Below are 26,070 nucleotides of genomic sequence, written 5' to 3'. Positions count from 1 at the left end.
TCATTCGTTGCCCACACGCTCAACGCGTCGATCAACGCCCGGCCAGCAACTCCGCCGCCTGATCCAGCAACGCCAGCGGATCCTTGGCCTTGTGGATATCCACCGACAACAGCTGACGAAACTTGCGCGCCCCCGGGAACCCGGTGCCCAGGCCCAGCACATGCCGGGTGATGTGATGCATCGCACCGCCGGCCAGCAAATGCTCGGCTATATAAGGCCGCAACTGCGCCAGCGCCTCGGCCCGGCTGATCACCGGCGCGGTGCTGCCGAACAACTGCTGATCCACCTCGGCCAGCAGATAAGGATTGTGATACGCCTCGCGCCCCAGCATCACCCCGTCAAAGGTCTGCAAATGCTCATGGCAGGCCTCCATCGTCTTGATCCCGCCGTTCAGAATGAACTCCAGCTCCGGAAAATCCGCCTTCAACCGCGCCGCCACGTCATAACGCAACGGCGGAATGTCACGGTTCTCCTTCGGCGACAACCCCTCCAGAATCGCAATCCGCGCATGCACCGTAAAACTGGTGCACCCGGCATCCCGCACCGTGCCGACGAAATCGCACAGCTCCTCATAACTGTCCCGCCCATTGATCCCGATCCGATGCTTCACCGTCACCGGAATCGACACCGCATCACGCATCGCCTTCACACAATCCGCCACCAACTGCGGATGCCCCATCAGGCACGCCCCGATCATATTGTTCTGCACCCGATCACTCGGGCAGCCAACGTTCAGATTCACCTCGTCGTAACCGTGTTCCTGCGCCATGCGTGCGCAAGCAGCCAGGTCCAGCGGGACACTACCGCCTAACTGCAAGGCCAGCGGGTGCTCGGCTTCGTTGTGACGGAGGAAACGCTCGTGATCGCCGTTGAGCAGAGCGCCGGTGGTGACCATTTCGGTGTAGAGCAGGGCGTTTTTCGACAGGATGCGTAGGAAGAACCGGCAGTGACGGTCAGTCCAATCCATCATCGGGGCCACACTGAAGCGGCGAGACGGCTCGGAACGGGGATGGCTAGTGTTTACGGGCGCTTCGGGTTTTTCGAAATTCATTGATACTGATCTTTTATACAGCGGTTTTTACCCATTTTTCCTTGTTTTCTGAAGTCGGTTGCTACAATGTAGCAAGCGAACTCGGCAATGTAGCAACTGGAAATGGGCACGATCACATCACGCAAGCGCAAGGACAACTCGACGGCCTACACGGCGCAGATACGGATCAATCGGGACGGGCGCACAGTTTATCAGGAAAGCCAAACCTTCGACCGAAAGCAGGTCGCGCAGGCTTGGATCAAACGGCGTGAGACGGAGCTGGCAGAGCCGGGTGCGATTGAGCGTGCAAACCGTAAGGGTGTGACGATCAGGAAGATGATCGAGCAGTACCTGGACGAGTACGAGAAGATCCGGCCACTGGGCAAGACCAAGAATGCGACGTTGAAGGCGATCAAGGATACCTGGTTGGGCGACCTCGACGACTCGGCTTTGACCAGTCAGAAGCTTGTGGAATTCGCACAGTGGCGGATGAGTAAAGAGGGTGGCGGTGTTCAGGCGCAGACAGTCGGTAATGATCTCTCCCACCTGGGCGCGGTTCTGTCCGTGGCGCGACCGGCATGGGGTTACGAGGTAGATCCGCTGGCCATGCCCGACGCACGCAAGGTGTTACGAAAGCTAGGTATGGTGAGCAAGAGCAAAGAGCGCAACCGTCGGCCGACGCTCGATGAGTTGGACAGGTTGATGAAGCACTTTTTCGAAATGCAGGTTCGTCGACCTGAGTCGATCAACATGCCGAAGATGATTGCGTTTGCTCTCTTCTCGACGCGCCGGCAGGAGGAGATCACGCGGATTCGCTGGGATGATCTTGATGAGTCCCGGCAGGCCGTCTTGGTACGTGATATGAAGAACCCCGGACAGAAGATCGGCAACGATGTGTGGTGTCATTTGCCAGATGAGGCCTGGGCGATCCTGCAGAGCATGCCCAAGACCGAGCGGGAGATCTTTCCTTACAACTCCAGGTCGGTATCCGCATCATTCACACGGGCGTGCCCGCTGCTGGGAATTGAGGACCTGCACTTCCATGATCTAAGGCATGAAGGGGTGAGCCGCCTGTTCGAGATGGATTGGGATATTCCGAGGGTGTCCAGCGTGTCGGGACACAGGGATTGGAATTCGCTGCGTCGTTACACACACCTAAGGGGGAGGGGGGACGCATACTACGCTTGGAAATGGTTAAGCGCAGTGGCAGGTAATGATGGTCAGATCGTGATGTACGGCGAGTAATTGGAAAACACGGATGTGAGAGCTGAAATGAATTAATATGACGGAATTGGTCGAGTATGTAGTGACAAAAAAGAATAAATCCTTAGGTTTTTATATCCTTTTGTCTAAGGAAGGAGAGGGGAATGAATAGTAGAACACTAAGGGACGCGCGAAATCCCCGCAAAAATCAATTAGTTTTTCTCATTTGTTTGTCAATCATTGAAAAAATTAATTGTTCAATGGTTGTAAAATTCGATTTCGGAAATATATAAAGTGGCGATCGCTCAGTCATTAACAACCACAGCAAGCCTGCATTATACGCCGTTTATCAGAGAGCTATTTGATACCCTTCTAACAGACTCATGGTGTGAGGTCAGTTCTAATAGGGCGATAGAGTTTGTTGAAGGGGAAGCTGACGTTGCTGTAGAAAAGCTCGTACCTTATGAAACCCGCTCTGAACAAGGAATTTTCTTCACTGCGGATGATATCACGATGAAGATAGTAAATTCTTTGGCAGCAGAGGTCGCAGTTGAAAAGTCATTCTTTGATCCATCCTGCGGTGCAGGAAATCTTTTATTGGGCATTGCTAAAAGCTATCCCATTAAAAAGAATCTCAATCGTACGATAGAATATTGGTCAAAAAAATTTGGCGGTTGCGATTTGCATGATAACTTCGTAATTGCAGCGAAGCTTCGATTAATTGCTCTTGCTGCGATTAGGCATGGATTGCCTAGTATATCGGAAGGTCAGTTGGCAAGTTTTGTTCGTAAATTTGATAAGTTCTATACCGGTGATTACTTAGAGGCAGACGTTGGTGGTGATTTTGATTGTGTGGTTGCCAACCCTCCGTTTGGACATGTGGTAGCAAGTCGATCTAACGAGTGGAGTAGCGGTAGAACTCAACTTGCGGCAATTTTTGTGGATAAAATTATCTCGTCGGGAAAGAAAGGACAAAAGCTCGTTGCAGTGCTTCCGGACGTGCTCAGAAGTGGTTCTAGATATGAGCGTTGGCGTGAGAAACTTGCCAAAGAGACTAGTTGCGGGGCTGTTGAACTGCATGGGCGCTTCTCGAAAAGTGTTGATGTAGATGTTTTTATATTGAATCTTAATAACAAGCCTTCAGTTGTTGGGCAAATCATTGAGTGGGTTCCTCCGGTAACAGATACAGAAGGCTCTGTGCGATTAGGAGATTTATTCCTAGTGCGGGTTGGACCTGTAGTGCCACATAGATTGGAAGAGGGGGATGAAGATTTTCCTTTTCTTTGTGCAAAAAATGCTCCCGCGTTTGGTGTTACCTTTCCTGAAGAGCGAATAAAATTTGGTGGGACTAAGTTTTTGCCACCTTTTGTTGTGGTAAGGCGAACGTCAAATCCATGTGACAAGAATCGTCTGATAACTACTTTGGTCAAAGGAATTGAACCAGTGGCAGTTGAGAATCACTTGGTTGTAATGAAGCCGTTTAAGGGAGGGGTCAACAGCTGCTTAAAGTTGATAAAGGCTCTGAAGGATCCAAAAGTTACCTCTCGCCTCAATAATGTCATCAGGTGCCGCCACCTTACGACTAAGAGCATTTCTTCGATGGTTCTGCAGGGGGTGTAGTTGTGAGTGATGTCCACTTCAGGTTTTCACCCAATATATTAGTACGACTTGGTGAGGAGTTAAACCAAGGTAGCGACCAAAGCATTCTGGAATTAATAAAAAATTCCTACGACGCTGATGCGAAAATATGCACTGTCGAGCTTATTAATACTACTACTCCAGGTGGTTCCATCATTGTAAGTGATGATGGAGACGGAATGTCTGTTGAAAACATCAAAAACTCATGGCTTGTACTTGGTAAATCGTCAAAAAATAGCTTGCAAACGACAAGGTTGGGTCGTACGCCATCTGGTAGTAAAGGTCTTGGCCGGCTCGCAGCGCTTAGGATGGGGCGGTCTGTACGTCTTGAGTCAACATTGGCGAATTCGGCCACCAGCAGTGTTTTGGATGTTAACTGGGATAAGTTTGATAATGCCGGTACCGTTGAGGATGTGGGTCTGACCATACAGTCGGTAGCCTTGAGCAAAAGTAAAGGAACAAAAACAGAATTGAACGGATTGAGGTCAGCAGTTCGTTCAGAAGAGTTACAGCGACTTGCTCGTGTGGTGTTGCTACTGACAGACCCCTTTGAAGATAAAGAATCTGGTTTTAAAGTCGATTTAAAGTCTAAAGAATTTGAAGAAATAAAGAAGCTTTTAAGCAGTAAGTACTTCGATACCTGCGAATATCATCTATCAGCGAGCCTAGATGAAAATGGCCGTGCGACTGCTCAAATCCTCGACTGGCAAGGTAAAGTCTTGTATGTCGGGGATCACGAAGATATTCGGCGTAAAAAAGATTTGAGTGGTTATCTCTCCCCAAGTTGCAAATTCGATTTCTGGGCATTCCTGTTGAAAGCGGAGGGCTTTACTTCAGGTAAGGGTGTCAATCTCAAAGATGTAAGAGAGTGGCTCAAGCATTTCGGAGGTGTGCATGTATACCAAGACGAGGTGCGAGTTTCACCTTACGGCGGGGGTGGTGACGACTGGTTAGGTATAAACTTAATTCGTACGCAAAATCCTGAGGAAAGGCCGAGTACTAACAACTCTATTGGTAAGATTTCCCTGAGCAATAAAGGGTTAAGGGTGTTGGTTCAGAAAACAGACCGTTCTGGCTTTATCGAAGATGATACGTTCGCCGAGTTAAAAACATTTGCAGTAGATTGCTTAGAGTGGATGGCGAAGTGGCGATTGAGCCAAGCAGAGCGGAGAAGACAAGGAGAAAGAGCTTCTGCGCCAGCAGCTGCTACTAAAGAGAAGGCCAACCTTACAGAAATAATTTCAGAAGCTCCGCCTAAGATACGGCAGAAAATTACTGCAGCTTTTGATCAGTATGCGAAATCCCGGGATAAAGAGGCCGACAATCTTCGTAAGGAGATACAACTTTACCGTACGCTTAGTACGGCAGGCATAACAGCTGCAACCTTTGCGCACGAGTCACATGGTAATCCGTTGAAGGTTATTGAGCTCTCGACATCGGTTTTAGAAATAAAAATGAAGCAGGCCATTGCTGCCGAAAAGCAACCGATCATTGTTACTCTTATTGAGAAAATTCGAAAAGCGCTAGATGCATTATCTACACTAAGTTCTGCCACGTTAAGCCTTGTTCGTGCAAATAAGCGTCGTATTGGCAAGGTCGAAATTAATTCGGTAATAGTGCAAATAGAGAAAATGATGTTGCCTTTTTATAAGGCGCGCGACACATCTATCAAGTTAAGTCTTAGCTCGAAAGATCCATATCTGCGATGTTCAGAAGCAGCGCTTGAATCGATACTGACGAACTTGTTGAATAATGCATTGAATGCGTTCAGGCGCGAAAATTCCAATAATCGGATTATCGAAATATCAACTACTGTTGATGGCGATACTTGCGTTATTGTGGTTGCTGACTCCGGTCCTGGTATATCACAGCGAAATGTATCTGAAATTTGGCTTCCAGGTATTACTTCTGACCCGGATGGTACAGGCTTAGGTCTTACAATTGTAAAAGATACTGTAAAGGATTTAGGGGGAGAGGTACACGTAACACCTCGTGGCGAGTTGTTAGGTGGTGCTGAGTTTAGGATTACTCTGCCAATTATAGGGAGTTAATATGCAAGCCGTAAACATCGAGGGAAGAGATATTTCCCGCGTCTTTTTAATTGATGATGATCCATCGGTCAGGGAGCTTTATGAGTACCATCTGGATGACTTGAGAGTGGATACTGAGGAGGTATTACATATTTCCGGTATGGAACAACTCCTTAAGGCGTCCAATGATCATGATGGGTTTGTTTGCGACTTTCATCTGAATAACTCTAGGTATTCACCAATTAACGGTGATGTGATTGTTTCGAGTTTGTATAATAAACATATACCTGCCGTGCTCTGTTCTAGAGACGTTGACACGATTTCCTCTGTCAGGCGATTGAGACACTCTATTCCCTGTATTATCGAGGCTCGGAATCTTAATGGCGAGAGTGTCATGGAGGCATTTGCTACGTGCATACGTGAGTTCTCTGGGAATTTTTCTAGTATTAGACGCCCTTGGCCAACTTTGATCCGAATTGAAAATATCGTGCAGGAGTCTGCAGCCATCCTTCGTGTCGCAGCTGTGGTACCTGGTTGGGAGTCTCAGTCCATAATTGAAGTCGATATTTCTAAGGCGGAAGTTGGGTTTTGTTCGGATATAGTACAGTCTCTAAAGAGTGGGGATGTGTATAGGTGTAAAGCTCAAGTGAATTTGGATGCGGAAAGTCAAAGCGATATCTATATAAAGGATTGGCTATCGATATGACATCCACTCTTGCTGTTTTAGATGTCGGCCATGGTAGCTCATGTGTTTTAATGAGCTGCGGGAAAACGGTGGTTATTGATACCGCAGATCGCACTCATCTACTTCATTATCTAGAATGTAAGGGTATTGAAGAGATCGATATGATAATAATTTCACACACTGACTCGGATCATGTTGGTGGGTTGATAAATATCCTTGCTAATCCCAAGTATGTTATTAAACATTTGGTTTTAAACTGTGACTCGAAAAAGCAAAGTAAATTGTGGGGAGATGTGCGTACGCTCGTAGATGATCTCATGAGTCGTGGCGCAATTACGGTCACTATGGGTGTCAGTGCGAGCCAAGCATATGGATGGGCGAATGTTTCTGATGAAGTATCCATTGAAATTGTTTCTCCCACGCCCCTAATGGCTTTGACCGGGGCGGGCTCCGCTCTGCCGAAAAGTGCCAAGGCTCTTACTAGTAATTCGATAAGCATTGTTGCTAGGGTTCTCTTTAAAGGTTCTCCAGTTGCTCTGGTTACCGCGGATATGGATCGCTTGGCATTAGATGAAATTCTACGTTCGGAATGTGCCGTGGAATCCAAATATTTAGTTTTTCCGCATCATGGTGGTTTGCCCGGCGGCGACGACCCAGCGAAGTTTACAGAGGATTTGCTTTCGGTTGTGAAACCAGACGCTGTAATTTTTTCAAATGGTCGAGGTCGTCATGGCACCCCGCGTGCAGAAATAATAGATGCAATTAAAATCTGTTTGCCGACAGTTAAAATCGCTTGTACTCAACTTGCTGTTAAATGCTGCGAAAAGCCATTGAGTCGCGATGATTTCAAACCTTTTGTATATTCAGCGGGCGCGGGTAGTCACTCTTTTTGCGCTGGGACTATCGAGATCGATCTCGAGACTGGCTTGGCCGATAATAGGATGCTTCAAGCACACTCAAGCTTTGTGTCGGGATTACCATCTTCCCTTTGTACTATACCCGTCGTTATGCTTCCAATAACATAGGTTGCTTAGGCCCCTTCGGGGGCCTGTTTTTTAAGTATATTAGTTGTTTCTTCCAAAAAGTTTCTTCTGTTCCTCAGTCGCTTTCGTTCGTTGTCGGTCTATATATTCGGCCAAGTCTTGTATGTGGATGCCTAAGGATGCTTTCTGTGAGTTTGCCCCTAATCTTGTTATAGGTATCTCTATTTCTCCCGATAAACATTTGCTCTTAAATTTCTCGACAGTTAAACCCATGTAATCAGTACATACTTGGCTGAGTGGTATAACTGCCTGTCCGCTATATTGCGCCATGAGTAAAAATAGCGTGTTCATGCCACCTCCTGGCTTTTATTTATAGATAACTTCATCCGTAGTTTTGATGAGTAGAGCTGCTTATACCCCACGGCAGGCTGCGCGGGCGGGCGATTTTGAGCGGTTAGCGTTGCATTGGGTGTGGCTGCCTCGCGCAGCTTTTCGTGGGGTATAAGCGCCTCGGTGGTGCTGCTGGAAGGAGCAATAATGCCTGCTGCTGCGCAGCAGAGGCTGTTTGTTTCTAGTGTGTCGACGCTGGCTTCCTTGCGGAGCAAAGCGGTCTGGGATTGGGTGTTGGGCTGGTCCTTTTGCATGCCGCTTTCCTCCGAGGTTTGATTGCGAGGTGGTTCATCAGCCGCTGATGAGGCGTGAGCCGGGTTGTGGTGGGTGTGGGGGTGGGAGCGGACTTGGCTCATGCGGCGCTCTCCTGATTTACCGGCTGCAGCAGGGCAGCCATGGCCAGCGCTTGGTCGCGGAGGGTGCGTGTGTCGCGTTCCAGTTTTTTACCGGTGCGAAAGGCGCTGAACGTCTCACAGGCAATCCGTAGTTTTTCGGCGATTTCCAGAAGGGTCAGTCGTTCTTGGTCACCCAGTTTTGACGCGGCGAGGGCGCGCTCGTAATGAGCGTAAAGTTTCTCGCGTTGGTCATTGGCCTGGCAGAGGGCGAGTTCCAACTTACGGTTCTCTTCCCAGTTTTCGGATCGCTGAATGGCTTTGCCTTCTTCCATTCCATCTTGAAATCCAACGCAGCCGCCGACGTCATAGCCTTCGCTGTAGCCCTGTGATTGGCCCTCGTCATGGCCATTACTGAAACCGTTCCGGTAGGCGAGCCAATAGATGGCGGCCATCATGAGGACGATTGCTAGCAGCGCGTAAATTTGAATTGCGGTCATGTGGTGTGCTCCTGGTGATGTCATTGGCTGGTGGTGGCAGCCGTTCGATTTATGGTTGTTACTCGTTGCTGTCATCCTGCTGTCGCTGCATGTCTTCGTCGGCCTTGTAGGCGCGGATGTCGATCAGAGAGGCGACGTGGCGGATATGGGCGTACTTCGGTGCCTTGCGGCTGGTGTCCAGCGTGGTGATGGGGAGCTGGATGCGGCCGCTGCTGATCTCGGCGACGAAGGATTGCTCGTTGAGGTTGCGGAAGTACTGCTCGCGCACTTTGTCCAGCGGGATCAGGACGTCGCCGAAGATGCGATAAAGCAATTCGACGGTGGCTGATTCCGGTGCCGGGTGCAGGCGCAGCGGGTTTTGGGCTGTGTTACTCATGGCTTTGTTGGGCCTCCTTGCGTTGTTTTCTGGCCGGGTGGTTCCAGGCGTTCAGGCAGTGCCGTTTGGTCAGCTCGCGCAGATGTTCGGGCACTTCGAGGAGCGCGGCGTTGCGCTCCTCTCGTGTCCGCATGGCGATGATCTGGCGGGCGTATTCCCTAGGCCACGTCACGGTTGTCTGCCGGAATGGCAGGCAGGTCGATGCCCAACTGTTCGGCCAGCCAGCGGATGCCGGGTTGTTTCACCCTGGTCGACTGGCTGTACTGCATGCCGAGTTGGTCGTGGTACCACTGGCCGTCCTTGATGCGCAGATAGTCGCGGTCGCGGTTGGGGTAGGCCGGTAGGTTCTTCTCATTGAGCAGGCCTTTTTCCCGCATGCGGGCGATGAGCTTTGGCCTGGTGAGGCCGAGTTGGGTTGCGGCTTGGGCGAGGGTGCGTTCCATGGCGCTCCCCTCATGCCGCGTGCGCGGCTGGGGTGGCCGCTGCAGCGAGGTGGGTGATGGACTCGGTGACCTTGCCGTAGATCTCGACATCGGTGCCGTACGCGGTGAAGCAGCGGGTGTGCGGACTTTTGTTGCCGATGCTAAGGATAGTGGTGACACCTGAGCGCGATTGGGTGCGATGCAGCGCGACCTGAAGGGGATAGTCGAAGCCCATATCGAGGCTCAGTACGCCACCGGTGCGTACCAGCTCGAACACACGTTGCTTGTCCGAGACCTCGAAGCGGCCATATTCGTGGCTGGAGTGCGGGCGGTGCACCAAGTCACTTGTGTTGCTTGCGTCGAATGGGCCGTTAGCGATCTCTTCGATGAAGTCGGCCAGCTTGAGGTGCGTTTTCTTGTCGTTCTGCAGGGTCAGCGTGTGGCGTTCGCTGCCCAGTTCGACGACGAAGGTGCTCTCCGTTGTGCCACGTTCGACCTTGAGCCGGAACGCCAGGCACTCACGCTTGGGCGCTGTCCGGAGGACGTGGTTGAAGGTCTCGGTCAGGTTGACCTGGGCGTTGAGCAACTGCAGCGTGCGATTGTCGATTTTGTACTTGATCATGCTGCATGCCCTCCACCGTTCGGATCGAATGGGGCAGGGGCGGTGCGTGCTTTCAGCTTAGGTTTGCTGGTGACAAACGCGCAGCCGCATTCGCGGGCCAGGCGGCGAATCTCGAAGATTTGGAAAGGGTTTGCAGCGGCGGGATGGACGTGCAGGCTTGCTGTGGTGTGCATGGTTTTGCCTCGCTCTGTGGTAGAAGAGTGAGGGGATAATAACCTTAAAGGTTATTTGGTCAACTGTTAAATATACCTATTAGGTTAACTTCTGTGGTTTGTATACAAAAAAGCCGCTAAATAATAGCGGCTTGCGGAGCAAGGGCATTCGTCATTGCTTCGTATTTGACGAGTTCTGAGCGGTTTGTGAGGTCTGATTTGATTGGGCGGTAGCTGCTTGAGTATTTGCAGCCTGCCCTGCGGAAGCATTGGATTTATTTGAAGTCTGTCGAAGGTTTGCCATCAAATCAAGCGACTCCTGAGATACTTGGGAGCCAGTAAGTGTGGTTTTTTCTGACATTTTTGCCGCCTTATCGATGTATGCATTCGCTGCCGTTGAGATACCAATCACGGAGGCTAAAATTACGCCCGCCATAAATGACGTTACTGCAATGCGATCTAGATGGGCAAGGACGGGATCGCTTGCCGGACCATTCGCGAGGAGGCTGTCCTGGATGTATTTTGCGTTCCGGCTGAGAATCCCGAGTACGCAGCTCAGCGTCACGAGGAAACAAATCATCGAAAGAAGACTGAGGATCAAGCTTTCGATAGATCGAACGCCGACAGTCGAAATCAGGGTGATGATCAAGCCAATGCCCCCGGCGCTAAGGGTCAAAAGGCTTTTATCTAACTCAAACTTAGTCGTCATCCATGCATTGATTGCTGCTGCATAAAATTCGACGTCTTTGGCTTCTTTGATTCGTGAATTTTCTTCGGACATTCGTGAGGCTCTGTCGCAGGAGGGAGTCTATAGGTCAGAGATTTTCCATCGTGCACGTCCGCAAATGGTCCATTCCTCTGTCATTCGGATAATTCGTTCTGGCCAGTCTGGATTTAGAGCGTAAAGGTATTGCTCACTGCCTTCCTGCCTTAGCTGTTTCAAAGTGGCGGCCTGATCTCTTGTGCGTTTTGCAGCAACGAAGTGTCCCGGTAAGGCTTCAAGTGATGGGTCAATGACTATTTTGTCTCCTTCCATGAATTTTGGCTCCATGCTCACTCCCTCGACTCTAAGAATGAAAGCACGAGGGCCTACAGGGCCTGGCGAATCGATCCACTCTTCTGCATCCCGAGGGTCAAAATTCGCGTCTGGTTCGCACCATGCTCCAGCTGCAATTGATCCCATCACTGGTAGCTTACGTCCTGTATGACTTAATACTGTGGCGTTATTGAACTCACCTAAGCCATAGGGCATATCCAAATAGCCCACATGCAAATCAAGCGCTTTTTCGAGCTCGCGTGCGATTTGATCGCCAATACCTTTTGTAGGATTTTTCCCCCCAAATGCGCTGACTTGAGCAGGAGCCTTTCCAAGACGATCTGCTATGTCTATCAGGCGTAGCTTCTTCTCGGCCAAGACACGGCGAAAATTATGGAGGCGGGTATCTGAGATTTTCATATGCCGATTCTGGCGTGATTAACCTGCAAGGTGAATTTCCGATTTGGTATTGTTTTTGATAACCCAAAAGGTTAAATTTGATTCATGGAGGGCTAGCTATGAGTTTGCGCAAATACATCAATAATTTGGACACTGAGGCTCTTGCAGCGTACGCAACTCGATGCGGCATTGCTCTGAGCTATCTGCGTCTGCATGTCAAATATGCCAGCAAAGACCCAAGTGTCTCCTTGATAAAGGCGTTGACCCGAGAAAGTGAAGGTCATGTGTCTCTGATCGAAGTACTTGAGCATTTTGGTATTACCGAATCGAGCATCGATAAAGCTGCATAGCAAAGAAAAAAGGCGACCCGAAGGCCGCCCAGTTCCTCCCGGCACGCACCACCACAGCGCTGTCGGGTCGCGATAAAGACAGGCGGGCACACCACATGCGAAACCGCCTCCCTTTATCGCGCTTTCCAAGACTCGGAAGCCTTGGTGTTGCTGCCTTTTCCACCACAGATTGGGCAGCTGTTGCGCCAGGGGTGAGCAACGGATTGCTCGCCCCGGCACGGTGCCGGTATCGATCCCGAAGATCTATCCGGCGTTTGGGCCTCTTCAAGCCACGCGGCAAATGTAACACCACTGCATGTCGCGCGGCACTGGCAACTTACAAGGATTAATGCCATGAGCCGTATCATTCTGAGCTCTCTAGACCGGGCGCAGCGGGAGATTCTGCCGCTCGATCTCGCGCTTTACCATGCCGCACGGGACTACCCCGGCGGCGCCGCTGCCATCGCCGCCACCACTGGGCGAAATGCGACCACGCTGCAGCACAAGCTTTCCCCAACACACCCCAGCCACACCGTAAACATTCAGGAATTCGGTGAGATTCTGGAACTGACCAAGGATCGCCGCATTCTGGATGCGGTGCATGCTTTGGTCGGTGACACGATCTGGCAGGAGCTGGCCGAGGCGTACACCAGTGATATGCCCGAGACGTTGACTACTGGTATCGCCGAATACTTCCGCAAGGTGGCGGATCTAGCAGACACCTGGGCCAAGAGCATCGGCGACGGTGTCGTTACTGATGATGAATTGGCTGCGATTCGCCTGCAGGTATTTCGCGGGATTCAGGGGCTGCTGGGGATGTTCAACCGCGCCACATATGTCAACCAGACAACGCGGGGTGTTCATCGTGGCTGATATCGCGGATTTTGCTAATGACCTGGTGCAGGAGCGGCTCGATCAAGCGCTCGCCGCACGCAACGCCGCCAAGCCTGCTTTGGCGGCGCATTCGTTTCTGTTCTGTGAGAACTGTGAAAACCCGATCCCTGAGGGACGCCGGATCGCTGTTCCTGGCTGTACACAATGCGTGACCTGCCAAGAGGTCCATGAGATCTTGGGGGCCGTTTATGCTCGATGAGGTCTTGGGGCAATTCGCGGATTATGGTCTTGAGCCTGCGCAGCCGCTGGTGTTTGGCAAGCTGACCCGGTGCAAAACAGCGCAGGACAAGGGCAAGGAAAAGAACGGCTGGTACATCGCCCATGAGCACCGCACCGAGAAGGGCGAGACGCTGATTTTCGGCGCATTCGGTGATTGGCGTTCGGGTGAGTCGCAGAAGATCAAGGTCAAGGCCGGGCGGATGTCGCCGGAAGAGCGTGAGGTCATGCGCGCTAGGCAGGAAGAGGCGAAGCGCCGGGCTGCGGAGATCGCAGCCAGCGCGGCGCGTCGTGCGGCCAAACGGGCGGCGGGTATGTTCAAGCGCATGCCGGAGAAGGGCCGTAGCGACTATCTGGATCGTAAGCAGATCGTCGGTATCGGTGTTCGGTATGCCCCGCGAACTGGTGCATTCCTGGTGCCGATGTGCAACGTGCGTGACGAGATTGTCGGCCTGCAGGTGGTGTTTCCAACCAAGCAGGAAGACACCGGACGGGACAAGACGTATTGGCCCTATGGGATGTCGAAGGAGGGCGCTTTTCACCTGATCGGTCCGCATCCGGATCCGGGTGAGCCGGTGTTGGTGTGTGAGGGCTACGCCACGGGCGCAAGCCTGCATATGGCGACGTCGCTGACCGTGGCCATCGCCTTTGACGCCGGCAACTTGCTGGTGGTGTGCAAGGCGATGCGTGAGCGCTTCGCCGGCTGCCCGCTGATCATTTGCCGGGACGATGACTGGAAGACCACGAAGCCCAACGGTGATGCCTGGAACCCTGGTGAAGAGAAGGCAAACAACGCGGCGCTGATCGTCGGTAGCCAGGTGGTTGCGCCGATCTTTTCCGGGGAGCGGGAGATCAAGTGGACCGACTTTAACGACCTGCATGTCGCCGAAGGTTTGGAGGCGGTGCGCCGTCAGGTACTGGCGGTGGTGAAGCCGCCGGCCGCGGGTGGCTGGAAGGACATGCTGGCTCGAAGTGAAAGCGGCGCGCTGATCGCGCACATGCAGAATGTCGAGTTGATCCGGGCCAATGATGAACGTTGGGCCGGGGTGATCAGTTACAGCGCGTTCAGTTCGAAGATCGTGAAGCTGCGTGCGGCGCCTTATGGCGGCGGCACGGGCGATTGGGCGGACATCGATGATGTGCGGGTGATGAAGTGGCTCGCGCAGCAGTACAACTTGCGGGTCAAGGCGTCGCATGTGATCGAGGCGGTGAGCGTGGTTGCGCATGACCATGCGTTTCATCCGGTGCGGCAGTATCTGCGCAAGCTTGAGTGGGATCGCGTGCCGCGCCTGGAAAGCTGGCTCACGGATGTCATGGGCGTGAAGGCCACCGATTACTCGAGCAAGGTCGGCAAGCGCTGGATGTTGTCGGCCGTGGCGCGGGTGATGAAGCCGGGCTGCAAGGCTGACTCGGTGATGATTCTTGAGGGTGCGCAGGGCGCCGGTAAGTCGACGGCGATGAGCATTCTCGGCGGCGAGTGGTTCATGGATACGCCGTTCGCCCTCGGCGACAAGGATGGCTTTCAGGCGATCCGGGGCAAGTGGATCGTCGAGCTGGGTGAGCTGGACAGTTTCAACAAGGCTGAGAGTACCAAGGCCAAGCAGTTTTTCTCGGCGTCGACGGATACCTACCGCGAGAGCTACGGCCGTCGCACGATGGACGTGCCGCGTCAGTGCGTGTTCGTGGGCACGACGAACCAGGACGAGTACTTGAAGGATGCGACCGGTAATCGGCGTTATTGGCCGGTGGCGTGTACCAAGGTGGATCTGGAGCTGTTGCGTTCGATCCGCGATCAGCTGTGGGCTGAGGCGGTGTTCTGTTACGACGCGGGCGACCTCTGGTGGGTGACGCTGGATGAAGCGGCGATGTTCGGCGAAGAGCAGGACGAGCGCTTTGTGGTGGACGAGTGGGAAGGGCCGATTCTGACCTGGCTGGAAGAGTCGCAGATCGGCGAGACCACCACCGGCAGCGACGTGCTGACCAGTGCTTTGAAACTGGACTTCGGGCATTGGGGCAAGCCGGAGCAGATGCGCGTCGGGGCGATCATGCATCGATTGGGATGGCGGCGTGTGCGGTTGCCTCCGTTGGTGAAGAGTGGGCAGCGACCGTGGGCTTACAAGAAGCCGGCAGGGTGGGGTGGGGCTTCTGCCTTGAAGCGCGAAGTGTTCGAGGAGCCTTGCTTTGATTAAGGAGATCGATTCGCTACTTCGGTTGTGGGCTCAGGAGCTGCATTCCGAGCATTCGAAAGGGGGGGCTTGCTGGGGGGAACATGGTTGCCATGATGATGGAGAGCAATGGGCAACTGATTCGGGGGCGGCGGGCTTTTCGTGCGCCGCTGGAGAGCTCTCTCGACATCGAGCTGATCGTGACCAAGCATCTGGCGCCCGAGCTGGTGACGGTTGTGCGAGAGCATTACTGCACGCTCGATGTTGATATGCGCTTGCGGTACGCGCACTGCGGTTGTGGCCGTGACACGTACTACCAGCGTTTGCATGAGGCACACCTGCAGATCTTCGGAGTGATGATGGGGTTGGCTGCGTGACCCCTGGCATTCGTCCGACTGTTGCTGTCCCACTGGCCCGTCTTGTCCCGCTGCGTTTTGATGCAGTGGGACAGGTACGGGCCTTGTCGTTGTTGGGCTGTCCCACCGTCCCGCTACAAAGTGCCTCCCGCCCGTGTAAGCGTAGCGGGCAGCAATACGCGCGTTTCACGCGCATGCGTGTTCTTAAGATTCTTCCTTTACACGAGAAAGGAGAGAGATAAGTAGGACAGTGGGGCGAAGCCCCGAATTTAGGCGCTCTCAGGCGTCCCACTTCGATTTCGAATGGTGGGACAGATGGGACGCCGCCGAAACAGCAGAATGCCGGGGTGGGATATTCGCCGACATTCGCTAGGCGTTCACCCGGTGTTACCCACATATTCGCCGGGTGGCATTAAACCGGGGTTGCTGCCACCGGAATCGACCTGTAAAAAGTAGTCATCTTCGATAGGTGCGACCGCAGAGAGCGGCAGGCACCACACCACCAAACCCGGCCATTGCGCCGGGTTTTTGCGTTTAGGGGTTGGCGATGACAAACGAGCAACAAGCGCTGGCAGAGATGCCGATCTGGTTAGTGATCGTCCTGGCCCTGGTCGGCGGCGTATCGGGGGAGATGTGGCGGGCCGACAAAGATGGGGCGCGGGGCTGGGCGTTGTTGCGCCGCCTCGCGCTTCGGTCCGGGGCCTGCATTGTCTGCGGGGTGTCGGCGATGATGCTGATGATCGCAGCCGGCATGACGATCTGGACGGCGGGCGCCTTGGGTTGCCTGACGGCAATGGCCGGTGCCGATGTGGCCATCGGGTTGTACGAACGCTGGGCTGCCAAGCGGCTGGGCGTCTGCGAAGTCCCGCCAGCCGGGGGCGAGCAAGGGTGATGCACCGATCTGGGGCGCCGAAAACCGCCGGGGACCCTGGCGAATTTCGGGGGGTACGGGGTCGGAAACCCGCGGGACTGTGTTAGCGGACGGTTCACCAGCTTAGTGAACTGAGGTGAACAGGTGAACTCGTGGGGTGAACTGGAGAATTAACCATGACAATCATCAGCAAAACGGAGTTTGCGGCCCGGCGTGGTTGGGCCAAATCCTATGTTTCAAAATTGGCCAGCCAAGATCGGCTGGTCCTCACCGAGAACGGCAAGATCGACCTGGAAGCCACTGAGGCACTGCTCGATAAAACCAGCGACCCCAGCAAGACCGCTGTCGCTGACCGGCATCAGCAAGATCGGATTCAGCGTGACGTTTACAACCATCTGTCGCCCCTTGCGGAGCCGACTTCCACGGCTGCGCCGCCGCAGCTGATGCCGAGCGACGGCAAACACCCCGATTATCAGAAGTCCCGCGCTCTGCGGGAGCACAACATGGCCAAACTGGCCGAGATCGAGCTGGGCAAAGCGCAAGGTTCGCTGGTGTCGAGGGAGGCCGTCGAGACCGGCGCCTACGACGCGGGCCGATTGCTACGCGACCAGTTGTTCGGACCGCTGCCTCAGCTGTCCTACGACTTGGCGGCCATGACCGATCCCTGGCAGATCGAAAAACACCTCACCGCGACAATCCGTCGAACGCTGGAGGAAGCCGAGCGGCTTTCATCAGCGGACCTTGATCATGCCTTAACAGTGAACTGAACCTATGCACACGGAATTTTCTGACGGTGCAAAGGTGTACCGTGAGAATTACTTTCGTGGCCTGCGGCCCGACCCCGATCTCTGGATCGACGAATGGGCCGACGATTACATGCGGATTCCGCGTGACACCGGTGCTCCTGAGCCCGGCCAGTACCGCACTTCACGGACACCTTATGCCCGCGAGCCAATGCGCTGCCTTTCGCCGGCTCATCCCTGCAGGCGCGTGGTCACCATGGTGGCTTCGCAATTGATGAAAACGCAGATCGCCTTGAACTGGATGGGTGGTCTGATCCATATGGCCCCCTCGAACATCTTGGCGCTACTGCCCAGTCTCGGCCTGTCCAAACGGGTATCGGGGCGGATTAGCAAGACCATCCAAGCCACCCCTGTATTGCGCGAGCGGGTCGCGGCCACTCGGTCGCGGGACGCGCGCAACACCATGGACACCAAGGAATTCGAGGGTGGCTCGCTGTACGTCACTACCGCAGGTTCTGCTGCCAACCTGTCGGAGCTGTCGGCACGCTACATCTACGGTGACGAAGTCGACCGCTGGGAGAACGACGTCGGCCAGGAAGGTGATCCGATCAAGCTGGCAGAGACGCGCGCGACCAACTTCGGCCGCAATGCCAAGATCTACTTTTCCAGTTCACCGACGATCAAAGGCGCCTCGCGGATTGCCGATCTGTTCGAGTCCAGCGATCAGCGCCACTACTACGTGCCTTGTCCGCACTGTGGGCACATGCAGGTGCTGGAGTGGGAAAACCTGCTGTACTCGGCCGATTTCAGCGTAGTGCATTACAAGTGCGCGGCGTCCGGGTTGGACTGTGACGTTCTGATCGAGGAGCACCATAAGAGCGACATGCTCGCCCGGGGCGAGTGGCGTGCGCACGCTAGCGGCGACGGCAAGACGGTGGGGTTTCATCTCAGCGCCTTGTACTCACCGACCGGCTGGATGGACTGGACCTCGCTTGCCATCGAGTTTGAAGACGCGAAAAAAGCTCAGGCTCAAGGCGATACCAGCCTGATGCAGGTGTTCTACAACACCCGGTTGGCCAAGGTCTGGGACAGCGCGCTCGAACAAACCAAGGCGGAAGTGCTAATGGCCCGTGCGCGGCAGGAGGCCTATACCCTCGGCACGATGCCGGCCGGTGTACTGATGCTGACCGGCGCCGTCGACGTACAGGCCAACCGCCTAGAAATGATGGTGATGGGTTTTGGTGTTGGCATGGAGCGCTGGATTGTGGATCACCAGGTCATCTGGGGCGATCCAGCCGATGAGCGCACCTGGTCGGTGCTGGACGAAAAACTCAAGGTTCGCTACCGGCATCCTTGCGGTGTTGGCTTAGGCATCCTTGCCGTTGGCGTCGACTCCGGCGGTCACCACACCGATGAGGTTTACCAGTTCTGCCGAGTTCGTCGCTGGCGCAACGTCTTTGCCATTAAAGGCGCGAGTAAGCCCGGGAGACCGGTCATCGCGCAGCGTCCATCACTGGTCGATGTGACCTGGAAAGGCCAGACCGAACGTAACGGTGCCGAGTTGTGGTTCGTCGGGACTGACACGGCCAAGGACTGGATCTACAACCGCTATCCGTTCCCGGACGGGCCAGGCTCTCTGCACTTTGCCAACGACTTACCGGACGAATTCTTCGCTCAGTGCGTGGCCGAACGCAAAGTCGTGCGTTACGTGCGCGGTCACAAGCGCATCGAGTGGGTCAAGGGTAAAGCCGAACGCAACGAAGCCCTCGATCTGATCGTGTACTGCTTGGCCATGGCCCATTACCTCGGCATCAACCGTTACCAAGAGCACGACTGGGATCGAGTGCGTCAGGCGCTGGCGCAGTCAGGGTTATTCGACGATGCGCCGGCCAAACCGGTCCCGGCCGAGCTCGTTGAACAAGCCCAAACAGCCGAAACAGTGCCGCCGGCTGCTGTCCGGCAAGCCCAGTTGTCACCACCAACACCGGCTGCATCTGTCGCACCCGCGCGACCTGCTGCATCGCCATCACAACGCCGCAGCTCTACCAGCGGTTATCTGAAGAGACGCTGATATGTCCTTTACCCAACAGCACCTCGACGTGATCGAGAAGGCCATCGCGCGCGGTGAAAAAACCGTTCGCTTTGGCGACCGCACCGTCGAGTACCGCACCATCAACGAGCTGCTGCAGGCGCGCGAAGAAATTCGCACCTCGCTGCTCAACGCTGCGGGGACGCGTTCACGCGTGGTCCGGCTTTACCACGGAGGCAAGGGACTGTAATGGCTCGTTATCCGACGCTGACCCGTAACGGATTCTTGCTGCCGTCGAACATCAAGGCCAGTTACGAAGGCGCCGGGGAGGGCCGCCGTTCTGCTGGCTGGGATGCGCCCGACAATGGCTTGAACACCATCAACACGCCGGCTCTGCGCAATCTGCGCTCACGTTCGCGGGCCGCAGTGCGCAACGACCCGTATGCCTTTAACGTCATCGAAAAGCGCGTCAGTAACCTGATCGGCACCGGTATCAACCCCAGGCCCAAGACGGACGACGACGTGCTGCGCAAGCAACTGCAGGAACTGTGGGAAGACTGGGTCGATGAATCGGACGCCGATGACCTCACCGACTTCTATGGCCAGCAGGCGCTCGCTGCGCGTACGGTGGAAACTTCCGGAGAATGCTTTATTCGTCTGCGGCCACGCAGCCTGGACGACGGTCATGCGGTGCCGCTGCAACTGCAGTTGCTCGCGCCGGAGTTCGTGCCGCACGACAAATTCGAAACTACTCGCGATGGCAACGTAATCCGTGCCGGTATCGAGTTCAACTCGTTCGGCAAGCGCGTGGCGTACTGGATGTATCGGTCGCACCCGGGCGATCCCTCATCTTTGAATTCCGGCTACAACCAACTCGTGCGGGTGCCCGCGACCCAGGTACTGCACATCTTCGAGCCGCTAGAGCCTGGGCAGTTGCGTGGCGTGCCGCGTTTGTCGCCGGTGCTCAAGCGCCTGCGCAGCCTGGACAACTACGACGACGCAGTGCTGTTTCGTCAGGAAGTAGCCAACCTGTTCGCGGGCTTCATTACCCGACCGCCGCCGGACTCCGGTCCCATGCCGCGCGATCCGGTCACCGGTCAGCCTCTGGTGACCGACCGCGACGGCTTTACGCCAATGGTCGCGCTTGAGCCGGGCACCATGCAGGAACTCGGGCCGGGCGAAGAGGTGGAGTTCTCCAAACCACCGGATGCCGGCAACAACTACCCGGACTTCATGCGGCAGCAACTGATGGCCGCTGCCGCCGGTACCGGCACGCCCTACGAGATCCTCACCGGCGATATGCGCGAGATCAACGACCGCGCCTTGCGCGTCGTGCTCAACGAGTTTCGCCGGCGGCTCGAGCAGCTGCAGTTCAGCGTTTACGTGCATCAGCTATGTCGTCCGGTACGCGCGGCCTGGATGGACATGGCGGTGCTTTCCGGTGCGTTGGTGCTGGAGGATTACGCCCAACGTCGGCGTGAGTATCTGCGTACACGCTGGGTGCCGCAGGGCTGGGCCTACATCCAGCCGGTGCAGGACGTGCAGGCGCGCACGATGGAAGTCAAAGCCGGTTTCGCCTCTCGCAGCGAGATGGTGCTGCGCACCGGCTACGACGCCGAAACGGTCGATGCGGAAAACGCCGCCGATCTCGCCCGGGCCGTTCGCCTGGGCCTCAAATACAACACCCTCGACGTCATCGAGCCGCTCGACGACAAGGAGCAACCATGAGCAAACAGGCGCGACCGCGCATTTACAACAAGGCTGGCGAGCGCGTGCAGGTCTCGGACAAGAGCTGGTACGCCATGCAGGCCAATGGCGAAGCCCAGCAGCGAACTATTGAAGTGTTCGTCTACGGCGAGATCGGTACCTGGGGCATCACCGCCAATCAATTTGTCCAGGATCTGCGCGCCTTGGATGACGGCGTGTCGCCAGTGGTGGCGGCGTTCAACAGCGTCGGTGGCGATCTATTCGACGGACTGGCCATGCACAACGCGTTGTCGCGCCTGGGAGAGCGTTGCACAGGCCGGGTTGATGCGTTGGCCGCAAGCGCCGCCAGCGTAGCGGTGTGCGGTGCGCACCGAGTGGTGATCGCGTCCAACGCCATGTTGATGATTCACAACCCTTGGACCTACGCCGCCGGCGATGCCGAAAGCTTTCGCAAGGTCGCCGATGTGTTGGACCAGACCATGGAAGCCATCATCGCGGCCTACAAGGCCAAGGCTCCTGACATCGATGAAACCGAACTGCGCCGCCTGGTTGCGGCCGAGACCTGGTTGACTGCGAATGAGGCAGTGGCACTGGGACTTGCTGACGAGGTCGGCGATGGCGTCAAGGTCAAAGCGTGCCTGGGGCAGGGCGCCGTGTTGCAGCGCTTTCAACATGTCCCAGCTGAGCTGCTGGCCCAACTCGATGAACCCACGGAGCCCGAACCGGAACCTAAGCCAATACCGGAGCCGGTGCCGCCGATTGCGGATGATCCACCGGCGCCGGCGTCCAATGCTGCGCAACTGGCGGTACTGATCAGTCAGCGTTGCACGGCAGCGGGCATCAGCAACCTGATCGAGCCGCTGCTCGCAGTCACCAAGCTGGAAAGCGAAGCGGTGGTGCAGACGGCGCTGACCCAAGCCAAAGCCATCAACGACCTGTGCGTCGCCGCGCGGTTACCGGAGTTCAGTGCCGAGTATGTCTCAGCCGGCCTGGATGCCACAGCGGTACGTGCCCGCCTGTTCGAAAAACTGGTCGGCAGCGGCAAAGGCTTCGAGATCGACAACAGCCTGCCGCTAGCCGATGACCCTCCGCCGAAAGTGCAGGCCAAGCAAATCGACCAGCCCTCGATCTGGTCTGCACGCCAAGCGGCGCAGACCGGCAAACGAACCTCACTTACTGGAGCTACTGCATGAACATTCAACGTGAACCGATGCACGCCGGCGAATTCCTGCTGTCCGAGGGCGCTGGCACCATTTCCCGCGAAGCAATCAACGTCGCCGCCGGCCCGGCGCTGGAGCCTGGTCAGATCCTGGGTCTGGTCACCGCCACCGGCGAATTCGCCCCGTACAACCCGACCGCTGAAGACGGCAGCGAGAACGCGCAGGCGATTCTCTTCGGCCCGCTGAGCATGTCCGACATTGTCCGTCGCGGACGCGCCGTGGTGCGTCTGGCCGAGGTCAGCGAAGCGCATTTGACCGGTCTGGATCTTGCGGCCGAAAAAGCGCTGGCCGCCCATAACGTGATCGTCCGCTAAGGCGATCAACTTCGAATTTTCAGCCCGCCCTGTGCGGGTTTTTTGTTTTCTGGAGACTGCTTCATGGCTGACATTCAAATCTTCAACGACGAGGCGTTTTCGGTGTCCTCGTTGACCGCCGCCATCAACGAACAGGAATACGTACCTGGGCGCATTGGCAGTTTGGGTCTGTTCCAGGAGGAGGGCATTACCACCCTGACCGTGCAGATCGAGAAGGACGGCGACACGCTTGCCCTGGTACCGGCCGGCGAACGCGGTACGTCTGGTCTGGTGGTGTCGGGCAGCAAGCGCAACCTGATCCCGTTCAACACCGTGCACCTGCCAGAACGCTTCACCATCAAGGCTGACGAGATCCAGGGTATTCGTGCCTTTGGATCGCGCTCCGAGTTGCAATCGGTGCAGGACGTGGTCAACAAGCGTTTGGCCAAGGCGCGCCGTCAATTGGACGTCACCCATGAGTTCCAGCGGCTCGGCGCGCTGAACGGCAAAATCTACGACGCTGATGGCAAAACCGTACTGCTCGATCTTTATGATCGCTTCGGGGTTCAACGTCGGTCGTTGTCAATGAAATTGACCGGTGACAAAAAGTCTTTTCGTGTGCAATGCGGTGAAGCGCTGGACATGCAGGAGGAAGCTCTGGGCAGTGTGACCCGCAGCGGTTCGCGCGCGTTCTGCGGCAAGAACTTTTGGAATGCAATGTTGGAGCTTGATGAGGTAAATAGAACGTATCTCAATACGCAGCAGGCGGCTTCGCTGCGTGGTGATGCCCGCGAGAGTTTCGACTACGGCGGCATTACCTGGGAGCGTTATCGCGGCAAGATCGCCGGCATGACCTTCGTGCATGATGACAAAGCGCTGTTGATCCCCGAGGGCGTTCCGGACCTGTATATCTCGGTGTTTGCTCCTGCCGATTACATGGAAACGGTCAACACCGAAGGCGTGCCGTACTACAGCAAGATCGAACCTCTGCCATTCAACAAGGGCATGGCAGGTGAAGCGCAGTCCAACCCGCTGCACATGTGCACCCGGCCGTTGGCACAGATTCTGTTGGAAATGTAGTCATGGGCATTCGCGAGCTGATGGCCGATGTCGACGACATTGTTTTCGAAACACTGGGCGACAGCGCGCGGATCGAGGGGCGCAGCGAACCGGTGCTGGGCATGTTCTCGGCGCCTTGGTTGCAACCGCGGATAGGTCGGATGAACACCGCCATTCGTGAGCCGCGCTTCGAGGTCCGCGTCGCTGACGCCGATGGGCTGAGCAAGGGGCTGCTGGTAAGCGTTGACGTACCGGAGCTCGACGGTGGTGGAGATTACGACCTGCTGCAGCTTGAGCCCACCGGTGACGGCCTGGTCGCCTTGATTCTGAGGAAACGGCCATGAGTGTCGGCAGCTACTTCAAGCCTTCGGCCGGCGGCGGGATGATCTCGCTGCAGACCTCGGCGGCAGACCTGAAAGCCTTTCAGGATTTCGCCGCCCTGGTGCCCAAGGCCGCCGCTGCTGCACAGCGGCGAGCCATCAACAAAACCCTGCGATGGCTCGCCACGCAAATTGCCCGCGCCGTTGGCCGACAGGAGCGCATCGCGGTGGCTGCTGTGCGGCAGCGGCTGCGAGCTTACCCAGTCAGCGGTGGGGCGAACAGCGGCAAACTCTGGTTCGGTCTCAACGCCATGGAAGCCAGTCGCATCGGTCGTCCTCGGCAGAATCGGTCCGGTGTGTCGGTGGCCGGTCGACGCTTTCAGGGCGCGTTCTTCAAGAAAGTTTATGGCAACAGCGCGGACGTCTGGATCCGCACGGCCAGCAAGCATTTCGACGCCAGTGACTATCCCGACAGTGATGTCAGCGGGGCGGGCGGGGCCAGTTCGGGCTGGATCGCCGAACACGGCAGCCGCTTTCCACTGGCGAAAGCCAAGGTCTCGCTGGAGCAGGCGCGGCCACATTTCGAAAGCTGGATCCGCAAGGCCGACGAACAGTTGCTGCACGTCCTGCAGCAGGAACTCAACTTTGAGCTGCAGAAGCACCTGAGGGGGAAATGACGTGACGGATCAAGTCGACGAGCCGTTCAGTCTTGAGCAGTTGTATTACGCCATTGAGCGGCGCATTCAGGATCACTTCCCGGGTCTGCAGGCCGTGGCCATGTGGCCGAATGACCTGGATCGCCTACCGTTGCCGGCGGTGCTGATCGAGCTGGCTGAGATGGAGCCGGGACTTGACCCGGGAACGGGCGAAACTGGTTTGGCCTGTAAGTTCGAGGCGCGGGTCATCACTGATCCTATCCAGCCGGATCACCATCAGCAGGCGGTGTTTCTGGCCGGTCATCTTGGCGCGCTACTGCGCATGCAGAGCTGGGGTTTGGCGGTCGAACCGGCCGAGTTCGTGCAGGCCATGCCGGACTGGACCAAACCCGAGCTTGACGGCTACACCGTCTGGGTCGTGGAGTGGACGCAGCAGATCTACCTCGGTGACGCCGAATGGCCATGGCCGGATCAGCCACCGGGCACCCTGGTGCTGAACATCGAACCGGGCGATGGTCCGTTCCGGCCGGAGGACGTGCCATGAGTGCCAGTTACGTCGCGGCGCAGCATGACCGCATGCTCGCCGGCTTGGTCAAGGACTGCTACGTGGTCGCAGTCGACCTTACCTCATCACCACCGGCCTGCCGCGTTTCAGACGGAGAGTGGGTCAGCGGCTGGGTGCGCTGGCACAGCATCGCTGCCGGCAAGGCGCGTCACTGGCGAGCGCCGAGCCTGAACGAGCAGGGCACCCTGATCAGTGCGAGCGGCGACGTGGCGCAGGGTACATTCATTCCTGGCCTGTACGGCAACGGCGGCCCACCGCCGGACAACCGCGACCATGTCGAAGTCTGGCATTTCGAGGATGGCGGGCGCTTGGTCTACGACTGGCAGGACAGCATTTACAGCATCACCCTGCCCACCGGCACGGTCGCCATCAAGGTCGGGGCAACCCTGGCCGAGGTGACCGACAACGCCGTCACCGTGAAGTCGGGAACGATCGATCTCGAAGGGAAAGTGAACATCAAGGGACCGGTCAATATCGACGGGCCACTGCACGCCACGCAGAACATCACCAGCGACGGTGCGATCCTGGACACCACCGGCAACACTGCCAACCACAAACACTGATAACCCTTTCCAACCAGCCCGCATTACGCGGGCTTTTTCATGCCCGGAGCAATCATGGCCAAACCTCAAGACGATTCAACGACGCAGGATTCTGCCGCAGTTATCCAGCCGATCTCGGCCTCGTCACTCACTTTTCGCGACACCCTCTACACCTCGCGCACGGTGATCCTCCCGGACGGTCGCACGCTTCCTGTGATCAAGAGCCTGGTCTCGGTCGAGGCGGGCGATGACATCGCGCTGAAGTGCCTCAAGGCCCACCCTGAATATGAGCAGCTCAAGGAGTAGA

General features: G+C 56.0%; 32 protein-coding genes and 1 pseudogene. 23 read left to right on the top strand and 10 right to left on the bottom strand.

Translation table 11 applies throughout. The annotated features are described in order from the left end of the window. Positions 1–31 precede the first annotated feature (31 nt). Positions 32–1,051, bottom strand: coding sequence for a tRNA dihydrouridine(20/20a) synthase DusA (gene dusA / locus ABTV87_RS19755; RefSeq protein ID WP_433898225.1), 1,020 nt, complete (start codon positions 1,049–1,051; stop codon positions 32–34). Between the two features lie 102 nt (positions 1,052–1,153). Here dusA and ABTV87_RS19750 point away from each other — a divergent pair, with 102 nt between their 5' ends. From ABTV87_RS19750 to ABTV87_RS19730, 5 genes are all read left to right on the top strand, one after another. After that, a complete protein-coding gene (locus ABTV87_RS19750) occupies positions 1,154–2,275 on the top strand; it encodes a site-specific integrase (RefSeq protein ID WP_433898224.1) in 1,122 nt (373 codons plus the stop codon). A 252-nt stretch (positions 2,276–2,527) separates the two neighbouring features. Next, complete coding sequence (locus ABTV87_RS19745; RefSeq protein WP_433898223.1) at positions 2,528–3,853, top strand: N-6 DNA methylase; 1,326 nt, start codon at positions 2,528–2,530, stop codon at positions 3,851–3,853. 2 nt (positions 3,854–3,855) lie between these two features. Further along, on the top strand, positions 3,856–5,922 hold the full coding sequence (locus ABTV87_RS19740; RefSeq protein ID WP_433898222.1) for an ATP-binding protein: 2,067 nt from the start codon (positions 3,856–3,858) through the stop codon (positions 5,920–5,922). A gap of 1 nt (position 5,923) precedes the next feature. Further along, complete coding sequence (locus tag ABTV87_RS19735; RefSeq protein ID WP_258717322.1) at positions 5,924–6,607, top strand: response regulator; 684 nt, start codon at positions 5,924–5,926, stop codon at positions 6,605–6,607. After that, the gene (locus ABTV87_RS19730; protein ID WP_433898221.1) at positions 6,604–7,611 is read left to right on the top strand and encodes a ComEC/Rec2 family competence protein; all 1,008 of its coding nucleotides are present in this window, start codon (positions 6,604–6,606) and stop codon (positions 7,609–7,611) included. The genes ABTV87_RS19735 and ABTV87_RS19730 overlap by 4 nt, the downstream gene beginning before the upstream one ends. A gap of 39 nt (positions 7,612–7,650) precedes the next feature. Here ABTV87_RS19730 and ABTV87_RS19725 read toward each other — a convergent pair whose 3' ends face one another. The 9 genes from ABTV87_RS19725 to ABTV87_RS19685 form a co-directional block, all read right to left on the bottom strand. Next, positions 7,651–7,920: a pyocin activator PrtN family protein gene (locus ABTV87_RS19725; protein WP_433898220.1), complete on the bottom strand. Its 270-nt coding sequence runs from the start codon at positions 7,918–7,920 to the stop codon at positions 7,651–7,653. Next, entirely contained in the window at positions 7,917–8,315 is a 399-nt protein-coding gene (locus tag ABTV87_RS19720) for a hypothetical protein (RefSeq protein ID WP_433898219.1), read from the bottom strand. Before ABTV87_RS19720 ends, ABTV87_RS19725 begins: the two co-directional genes overlap by 4 nt. After that, entirely contained in the window at positions 8,312–8,791 is a 480-nt protein-coding gene (locus tag ABTV87_RS19715) for a hypothetical protein (RefSeq protein WP_433898218.1), read from the bottom strand. Before ABTV87_RS19715 ends, ABTV87_RS19720 begins: the two co-directional genes overlap by 4 nt. Before the next feature lie 58 nt (positions 8,792–8,849). Then, on the bottom strand, positions 8,850–9,167 hold the full coding sequence (locus tag ABTV87_RS19710) for a pyocin activator PrtN family protein (protein ID WP_139055611.1): 318 nt from the start codon (positions 9,165–9,167) through the stop codon (positions 8,850–8,852). Beyond that, the gene (locus ABTV87_RS19705; protein ID WP_194089616.1) at positions 9,160–9,300 is read right to left on the bottom strand and encodes a hypothetical protein; all 141 of its coding nucleotides are present in this window, start codon (positions 9,298–9,300) and stop codon (positions 9,160–9,162) included. The genes ABTV87_RS19710 and ABTV87_RS19705 overlap by 8 nt, the downstream gene beginning before the upstream one ends. A 25-nt stretch (positions 9,301–9,325) precedes the next feature. Further along, positions 9,326–9,610: a phage antirepressor KilAC domain-containing protein gene (locus ABTV87_RS19700; protein ID WP_433898217.1), complete on the bottom strand. Its 285-nt coding sequence runs from the start codon at positions 9,608–9,610 to the stop codon at positions 9,326–9,328. A 10-nt stretch (positions 9,611–9,620) separates the two neighbouring features. Then, positions 9,621–10,211: a hypothetical protein gene (locus ABTV87_RS19695; protein ID WP_433898216.1), complete on the bottom strand. Its 591-nt coding sequence runs from the start codon at positions 10,209–10,211 to the stop codon at positions 9,621–9,623. 324 nt (positions 10,212–10,535) lie between these two features. Continuing rightward, on the bottom strand, positions 10,536–11,144 hold the full coding sequence (locus ABTV87_RS19690; protein ID WP_433898215.1) for a hypothetical protein: 609 nt from the start codon (positions 11,142–11,144) through the stop codon (positions 10,536–10,538). A 27-nt stretch (positions 11,145–11,171) separates the two neighbouring features. After that, complete coding sequence (locus tag ABTV87_RS19685; RefSeq protein WP_433898214.1) at positions 11,172–11,819, bottom strand: LexA family protein; 648 nt, start codon at positions 11,817–11,819, stop codon at positions 11,172–11,174. Between the two features lie 98 nt (positions 11,820–11,917). Here ABTV87_RS19685 and ABTV87_RS19680 point away from each other — a divergent pair, with 98 nt between their 5' ends. The 18 genes and pseudogenes from ABTV87_RS19680 (at position 11,918) to ABTV87_RS19595 (ending at position 26,069) form a co-directional block, all read left to right on the top strand. After that, positions 11,918–12,148 carry a hypothetical protein gene (locus ABTV87_RS19680; RefSeq protein ID WP_433898213.1) on the top strand — a complete coding sequence of 77 codons (231 nt, stop codon included), beginning with the start codon at positions 11,918–11,920 and terminating at the stop codon, positions 12,146–12,148. Between the two features lie 333 nt (positions 12,149–12,481). Then, positions 12,482–13,000, top strand: a complete 519-nt coding sequence (locus ABTV87_RS19675; RefSeq protein WP_433898212.1) for a phage regulatory CII family protein — start codon at positions 12,482–12,484, stop codon at positions 12,998–13,000. After that, positions 12,993–13,220, top strand: a complete 228-nt coding sequence (locus tag ABTV87_RS19670; RefSeq protein WP_433898211.1) for a TraR/DksA family transcriptional regulator — start codon at positions 12,993–12,995, stop codon at positions 13,218–13,220. Before ABTV87_RS19675 ends, ABTV87_RS19670 begins: the two co-directional genes overlap by 8 nt. Then, complete coding sequence (locus ABTV87_RS19665) at positions 13,210–15,426, top strand: VapE domain-containing protein (RefSeq protein WP_433898210.1); 2,217 nt, start codon at positions 13,210–13,212, stop codon at positions 15,424–15,426. Before ABTV87_RS19670 ends, ABTV87_RS19665 begins: the two co-directional genes overlap by 11 nt. Further along, a pseudogene (locus ABTV87_RS19660) lies at positions 15,419–15,779 on the top strand (hypothetical protein). Before ABTV87_RS19665 ends, ABTV87_RS19660 begins: the two are co-directional and overlap by 8 nt. Before the next feature lie 526 nt (positions 15,780–16,305). Further along, positions 16,306–16,650, top strand: a complete 345-nt coding sequence (locus ABTV87_RS19655) for a phage holin family protein (RefSeq protein ID WP_095139908.1) — start codon at positions 16,306–16,308, stop codon at positions 16,648–16,650. 155 nt (positions 16,651–16,805) lie between these two features. Beyond that, positions 16,806–17,396: a terminase small subunit gene (locus ABTV87_RS19650; protein WP_409318882.1), complete on the top strand. Its 591-nt coding sequence runs from the start codon at positions 16,806–16,808 to the stop codon at positions 17,394–17,396. 4 nt (positions 17,397–17,400) lie between these two features. Then, entirely contained in the window at positions 17,401–19,443 is a 2,043-nt protein-coding gene (locus ABTV87_RS19645; RefSeq protein ID WP_433898209.1) for a phage terminase large subunit family protein, read from the top strand. Position 19,444: 1 nt separating this feature from the next. Next, positions 19,445–19,651 carry a phage head-tail joining protein gene (locus ABTV87_RS19640; protein ID WP_273900633.1) on the top strand — a complete coding sequence of 69 codons (207 nt, stop codon included), beginning with the start codon at positions 19,445–19,447 and terminating at the stop codon, positions 19,649–19,651. Next, a complete protein-coding gene (locus tag ABTV87_RS19635) occupies positions 19,651–21,129 on the top strand; it encodes a phage portal protein (RefSeq protein ID WP_433898208.1) in 1,479 nt (492 codons plus the stop codon). The genes ABTV87_RS19640 and ABTV87_RS19635 overlap by 1 nt, the downstream gene beginning before the upstream one ends. Next, positions 21,126–22,301 carry a head maturation protease, ClpP-related gene (locus ABTV87_RS19630; protein WP_433898207.1) on the top strand — a complete coding sequence of 392 codons (1,176 nt, stop codon included), beginning with the start codon at positions 21,126–21,128 and terminating at the stop codon, positions 22,299–22,301. The genes ABTV87_RS19635 and ABTV87_RS19630 overlap by 4 nt, the downstream gene beginning before the upstream one ends. Next, entirely contained in the window at positions 22,298–22,642 is a 345-nt protein-coding gene (locus ABTV87_RS19625; protein ID WP_409318878.1) for a head decoration protein, read from the top strand. Before ABTV87_RS19630 ends, ABTV87_RS19625 begins: the two co-directional genes overlap by 4 nt. A 63-nt stretch (positions 22,643–22,705) precedes the next feature. Then, the gene (locus tag ABTV87_RS19620; RefSeq protein WP_433898206.1) at positions 22,706–23,701 is read left to right on the top strand and encodes a major capsid protein; all 996 of its coding nucleotides are present in this window, start codon (positions 22,706–22,708) and stop codon (positions 23,699–23,701) included. Positions 23,702–23,703: 2 nt separating this feature from the next. Then, on the top strand, positions 23,704–24,024 hold the full coding sequence (locus ABTV87_RS19615) for a head-tail joining protein (protein WP_103368794.1): 321 nt from the start codon (positions 23,704–23,706) through the stop codon (positions 24,022–24,024). Then, positions 24,021–24,677 carry a hypothetical protein gene (locus ABTV87_RS19610; protein WP_433898205.1) on the top strand — a complete coding sequence of 219 codons (657 nt, stop codon included), beginning with the start codon at positions 24,021–24,023 and terminating at the stop codon, positions 24,675–24,677. Before ABTV87_RS19615 ends, ABTV87_RS19610 begins: the two co-directional genes overlap by 4 nt. A 1-nt stretch (position 24,678) precedes the next feature. Then, a complete protein-coding gene (locus ABTV87_RS19605) occupies positions 24,679–25,200 on the top strand; it encodes a hypothetical protein (RefSeq protein ID WP_433898204.1) in 522 nt (173 codons plus the stop codon). Beyond that, positions 25,197–25,784, top strand: a complete 588-nt coding sequence (locus tag ABTV87_RS19600; protein WP_433898203.1) for a phage baseplate assembly protein V — start codon at positions 25,197–25,199, stop codon at positions 25,782–25,784. Before ABTV87_RS19605 ends, ABTV87_RS19600 begins: the two co-directional genes overlap by 4 nt. Positions 25,785–25,838: 54 nt before the next feature. Next, positions 25,839–26,069: a hypothetical protein gene (locus tag ABTV87_RS19595; protein WP_433898202.1), complete on the top strand. Its 231-nt coding sequence runs from the start codon at positions 25,839–25,841 to the stop codon at positions 26,067–26,069. Position 26,070: the final 1 nt, after the last annotated feature.

This window comes from Pseudomonas sp. PSE1(2024) (genome assembly GCF_050990555.1).
Taxonomy (GTDB): Bacteria; Pseudomonadota; Gammaproteobacteria; order Pseudomonadales; family Pseudomonadaceae; genus Aquipseudomonas; species Aquipseudomonas aphyarum.
Note: the sequence above shows the minus strand (reverse complement) of the source record. Positions and strands in the feature narration are given on the sequence as shown.

Bases quoted from the DNA above. Each gene is read 5' to 3' on its own strand.
- ABTV87_RS19610 (WP_433898205.1), top strand. From the start codon at position 24,021: ATGAGTGTCGGCAGCTACTTCAAGCCTTCGGCCGGCGGCGGGATGATC.
- ABTV87_RS19695 (WP_433898216.1), bottom strand. From the start codon at position 10,211: ATGATCAAGTACAAAATCGACAATCGCACGCTGCAGTTGCTCAACGCC.
- ABTV87_RS19655 (WP_095139908.1), top strand. From the start codon at position 16,306: ATGACAAACGAGCAACAAGCGCTGGCAGAGATGCCGATCTGGTTAGTG.
- ABTV87_RS19700 (WP_433898217.1), bottom strand. From the start codon at position 9,610: ATGGAACGCACCCTCGCCCAAGCCGCAACCCAACTCGGCCTCACCAGG.
- dusA (WP_433898225.1), bottom strand. From the start codon at position 1,051: ATGAATTTCGAAAAACCCGAAGCGCCCGTAAACACTAGCCATCCCCGT.
- ABTV87_RS19750 (WP_433898224.1), top strand. From the start codon at position 1,154: ATGGGCACGATCACATCACGCAAGCGCAAGGACAACTCGACGGCCTAC.
- ABTV87_RS19620 (WP_433898206.1), top strand. From the start codon at position 22,706: ATGGCTGACATTCAAATCTTCAACGACGAGGCGTTTTCGGTGTCCTCG.
- ABTV87_RS19630 (WP_433898207.1), top strand. From the start codon at position 21,126: ATGAGCAAACAGGCGCGACCGCGCATTTACAACAAGGCTGGCGAGCGC.
- ABTV87_RS19595 (WP_433898202.1), top strand. From the start codon at position 25,839: ATGGCCAAACCTCAAGACGATTCAACGACGCAGGATTCTGCCGCAGTT.
- ABTV87_RS19720 (WP_433898219.1), bottom strand. From the start codon at position 8,315: ATGAGCCAAGTCCGCTCCCACCCCCACACCCACCACAACCCGGCTCAC.
- ABTV87_RS19625 (WP_409318878.1), top strand. From the start codon at position 22,298: ATGAACATTCAACGTGAACCGATGCACGCCGGCGAATTCCTGCTGTCC.
- ABTV87_RS19635 (WP_433898208.1), top strand. From the start codon at position 19,651: ATGGCTCGTTATCCGACGCTGACCCGTAACGGATTCTTGCTGCCGTCG.
- ABTV87_RS19615 (WP_103368794.1), top strand. From the start codon at position 23,704: ATGGGCATTCGCGAGCTGATGGCCGATGTCGACGACATTGTTTTCGAA.
- ABTV87_RS19715 (WP_433898218.1), bottom strand. From the start codon at position 8,791: ATGACCGCAATTCAAATTTACGCGCTGCTAGCAATCGTCCTCATGATG.
- ABTV87_RS19650 (WP_409318882.1), top strand. From the start codon at position 16,806: ATGACAATCATCAGCAAAACGGAGTTTGCGGCCCGGCGTGGTTGGGCC.
- ABTV87_RS19705 (WP_194089616.1), bottom strand. From the start codon at position 9,300: ATGCGGACACGAGAGGAGCGCAACGCCGCGCTCCTCGAAGTGCCCGAA.
- ABTV87_RS19710 (WP_139055611.1), bottom strand. From the start codon at position 9,167: ATGAGTAACACAGCCCAAAACCCGCTGCGCCTGCACCCGGCACCGGAA.
- ABTV87_RS19645 (WP_433898209.1), top strand. From the start codon at position 17,401: ATGCACACGGAATTTTCTGACGGTGCAAAGGTGTACCGTGAGAATTAC.
- ABTV87_RS19725 (WP_433898220.1), bottom strand. From the start codon at position 7,920: ATGAACACGCTATTTTTACTCATGGCGCAATATAGCGGACAGGCAGTT.
- ABTV87_RS19680 (WP_433898213.1), top strand. From the start codon at position 11,918: ATGAGTTTGCGCAAATACATCAATAATTTGGACACTGAGGCTCTTGCA.
- ABTV87_RS19600 (WP_433898203.1), top strand. From the start codon at position 25,197: ATGAGTGCCAGTTACGTCGCGGCGCAGCATGACCGCATGCTCGCCGGC.
- ABTV87_RS19665 (WP_433898210.1), top strand. From the start codon at position 13,210: ATGCTCGATGAGGTCTTGGGGCAATTCGCGGATTATGGTCTTGAGCCT.
- ABTV87_RS19730 (WP_433898221.1), top strand. From the start codon at position 6,604: ATGACATCCACTCTTGCTGTTTTAGATGTCGGCCATGGTAGCTCATGT.
- ABTV87_RS19735 (WP_258717322.1), top strand. From the start codon at position 5,924: ATGCAAGCCGTAAACATCGAGGGAAGAGATATTTCCCGCGTCTTTTTA.
- ABTV87_RS19690 (WP_433898215.1), bottom strand. From the start codon at position 11,144: ATGTCCGAAGAAAATTCACGAATCAAAGAAGCCAAAGACGTCGAATTT.
- ABTV87_RS19640 (WP_273900633.1), top strand. From the start codon at position 19,445: ATGTCCTTTACCCAACAGCACCTCGACGTGATCGAGAAGGCCATCGCG.
- ABTV87_RS19675 (WP_433898212.1), top strand. From the start codon at position 12,482: ATGAGCCGTATCATTCTGAGCTCTCTAGACCGGGCGCAGCGGGAGATT.
- ABTV87_RS19685 (WP_433898214.1), bottom strand. From the start codon at position 11,819: ATGAAAATCTCAGATACCCGCCTCCATAATTTTCGCCGTGTCTTGGCC.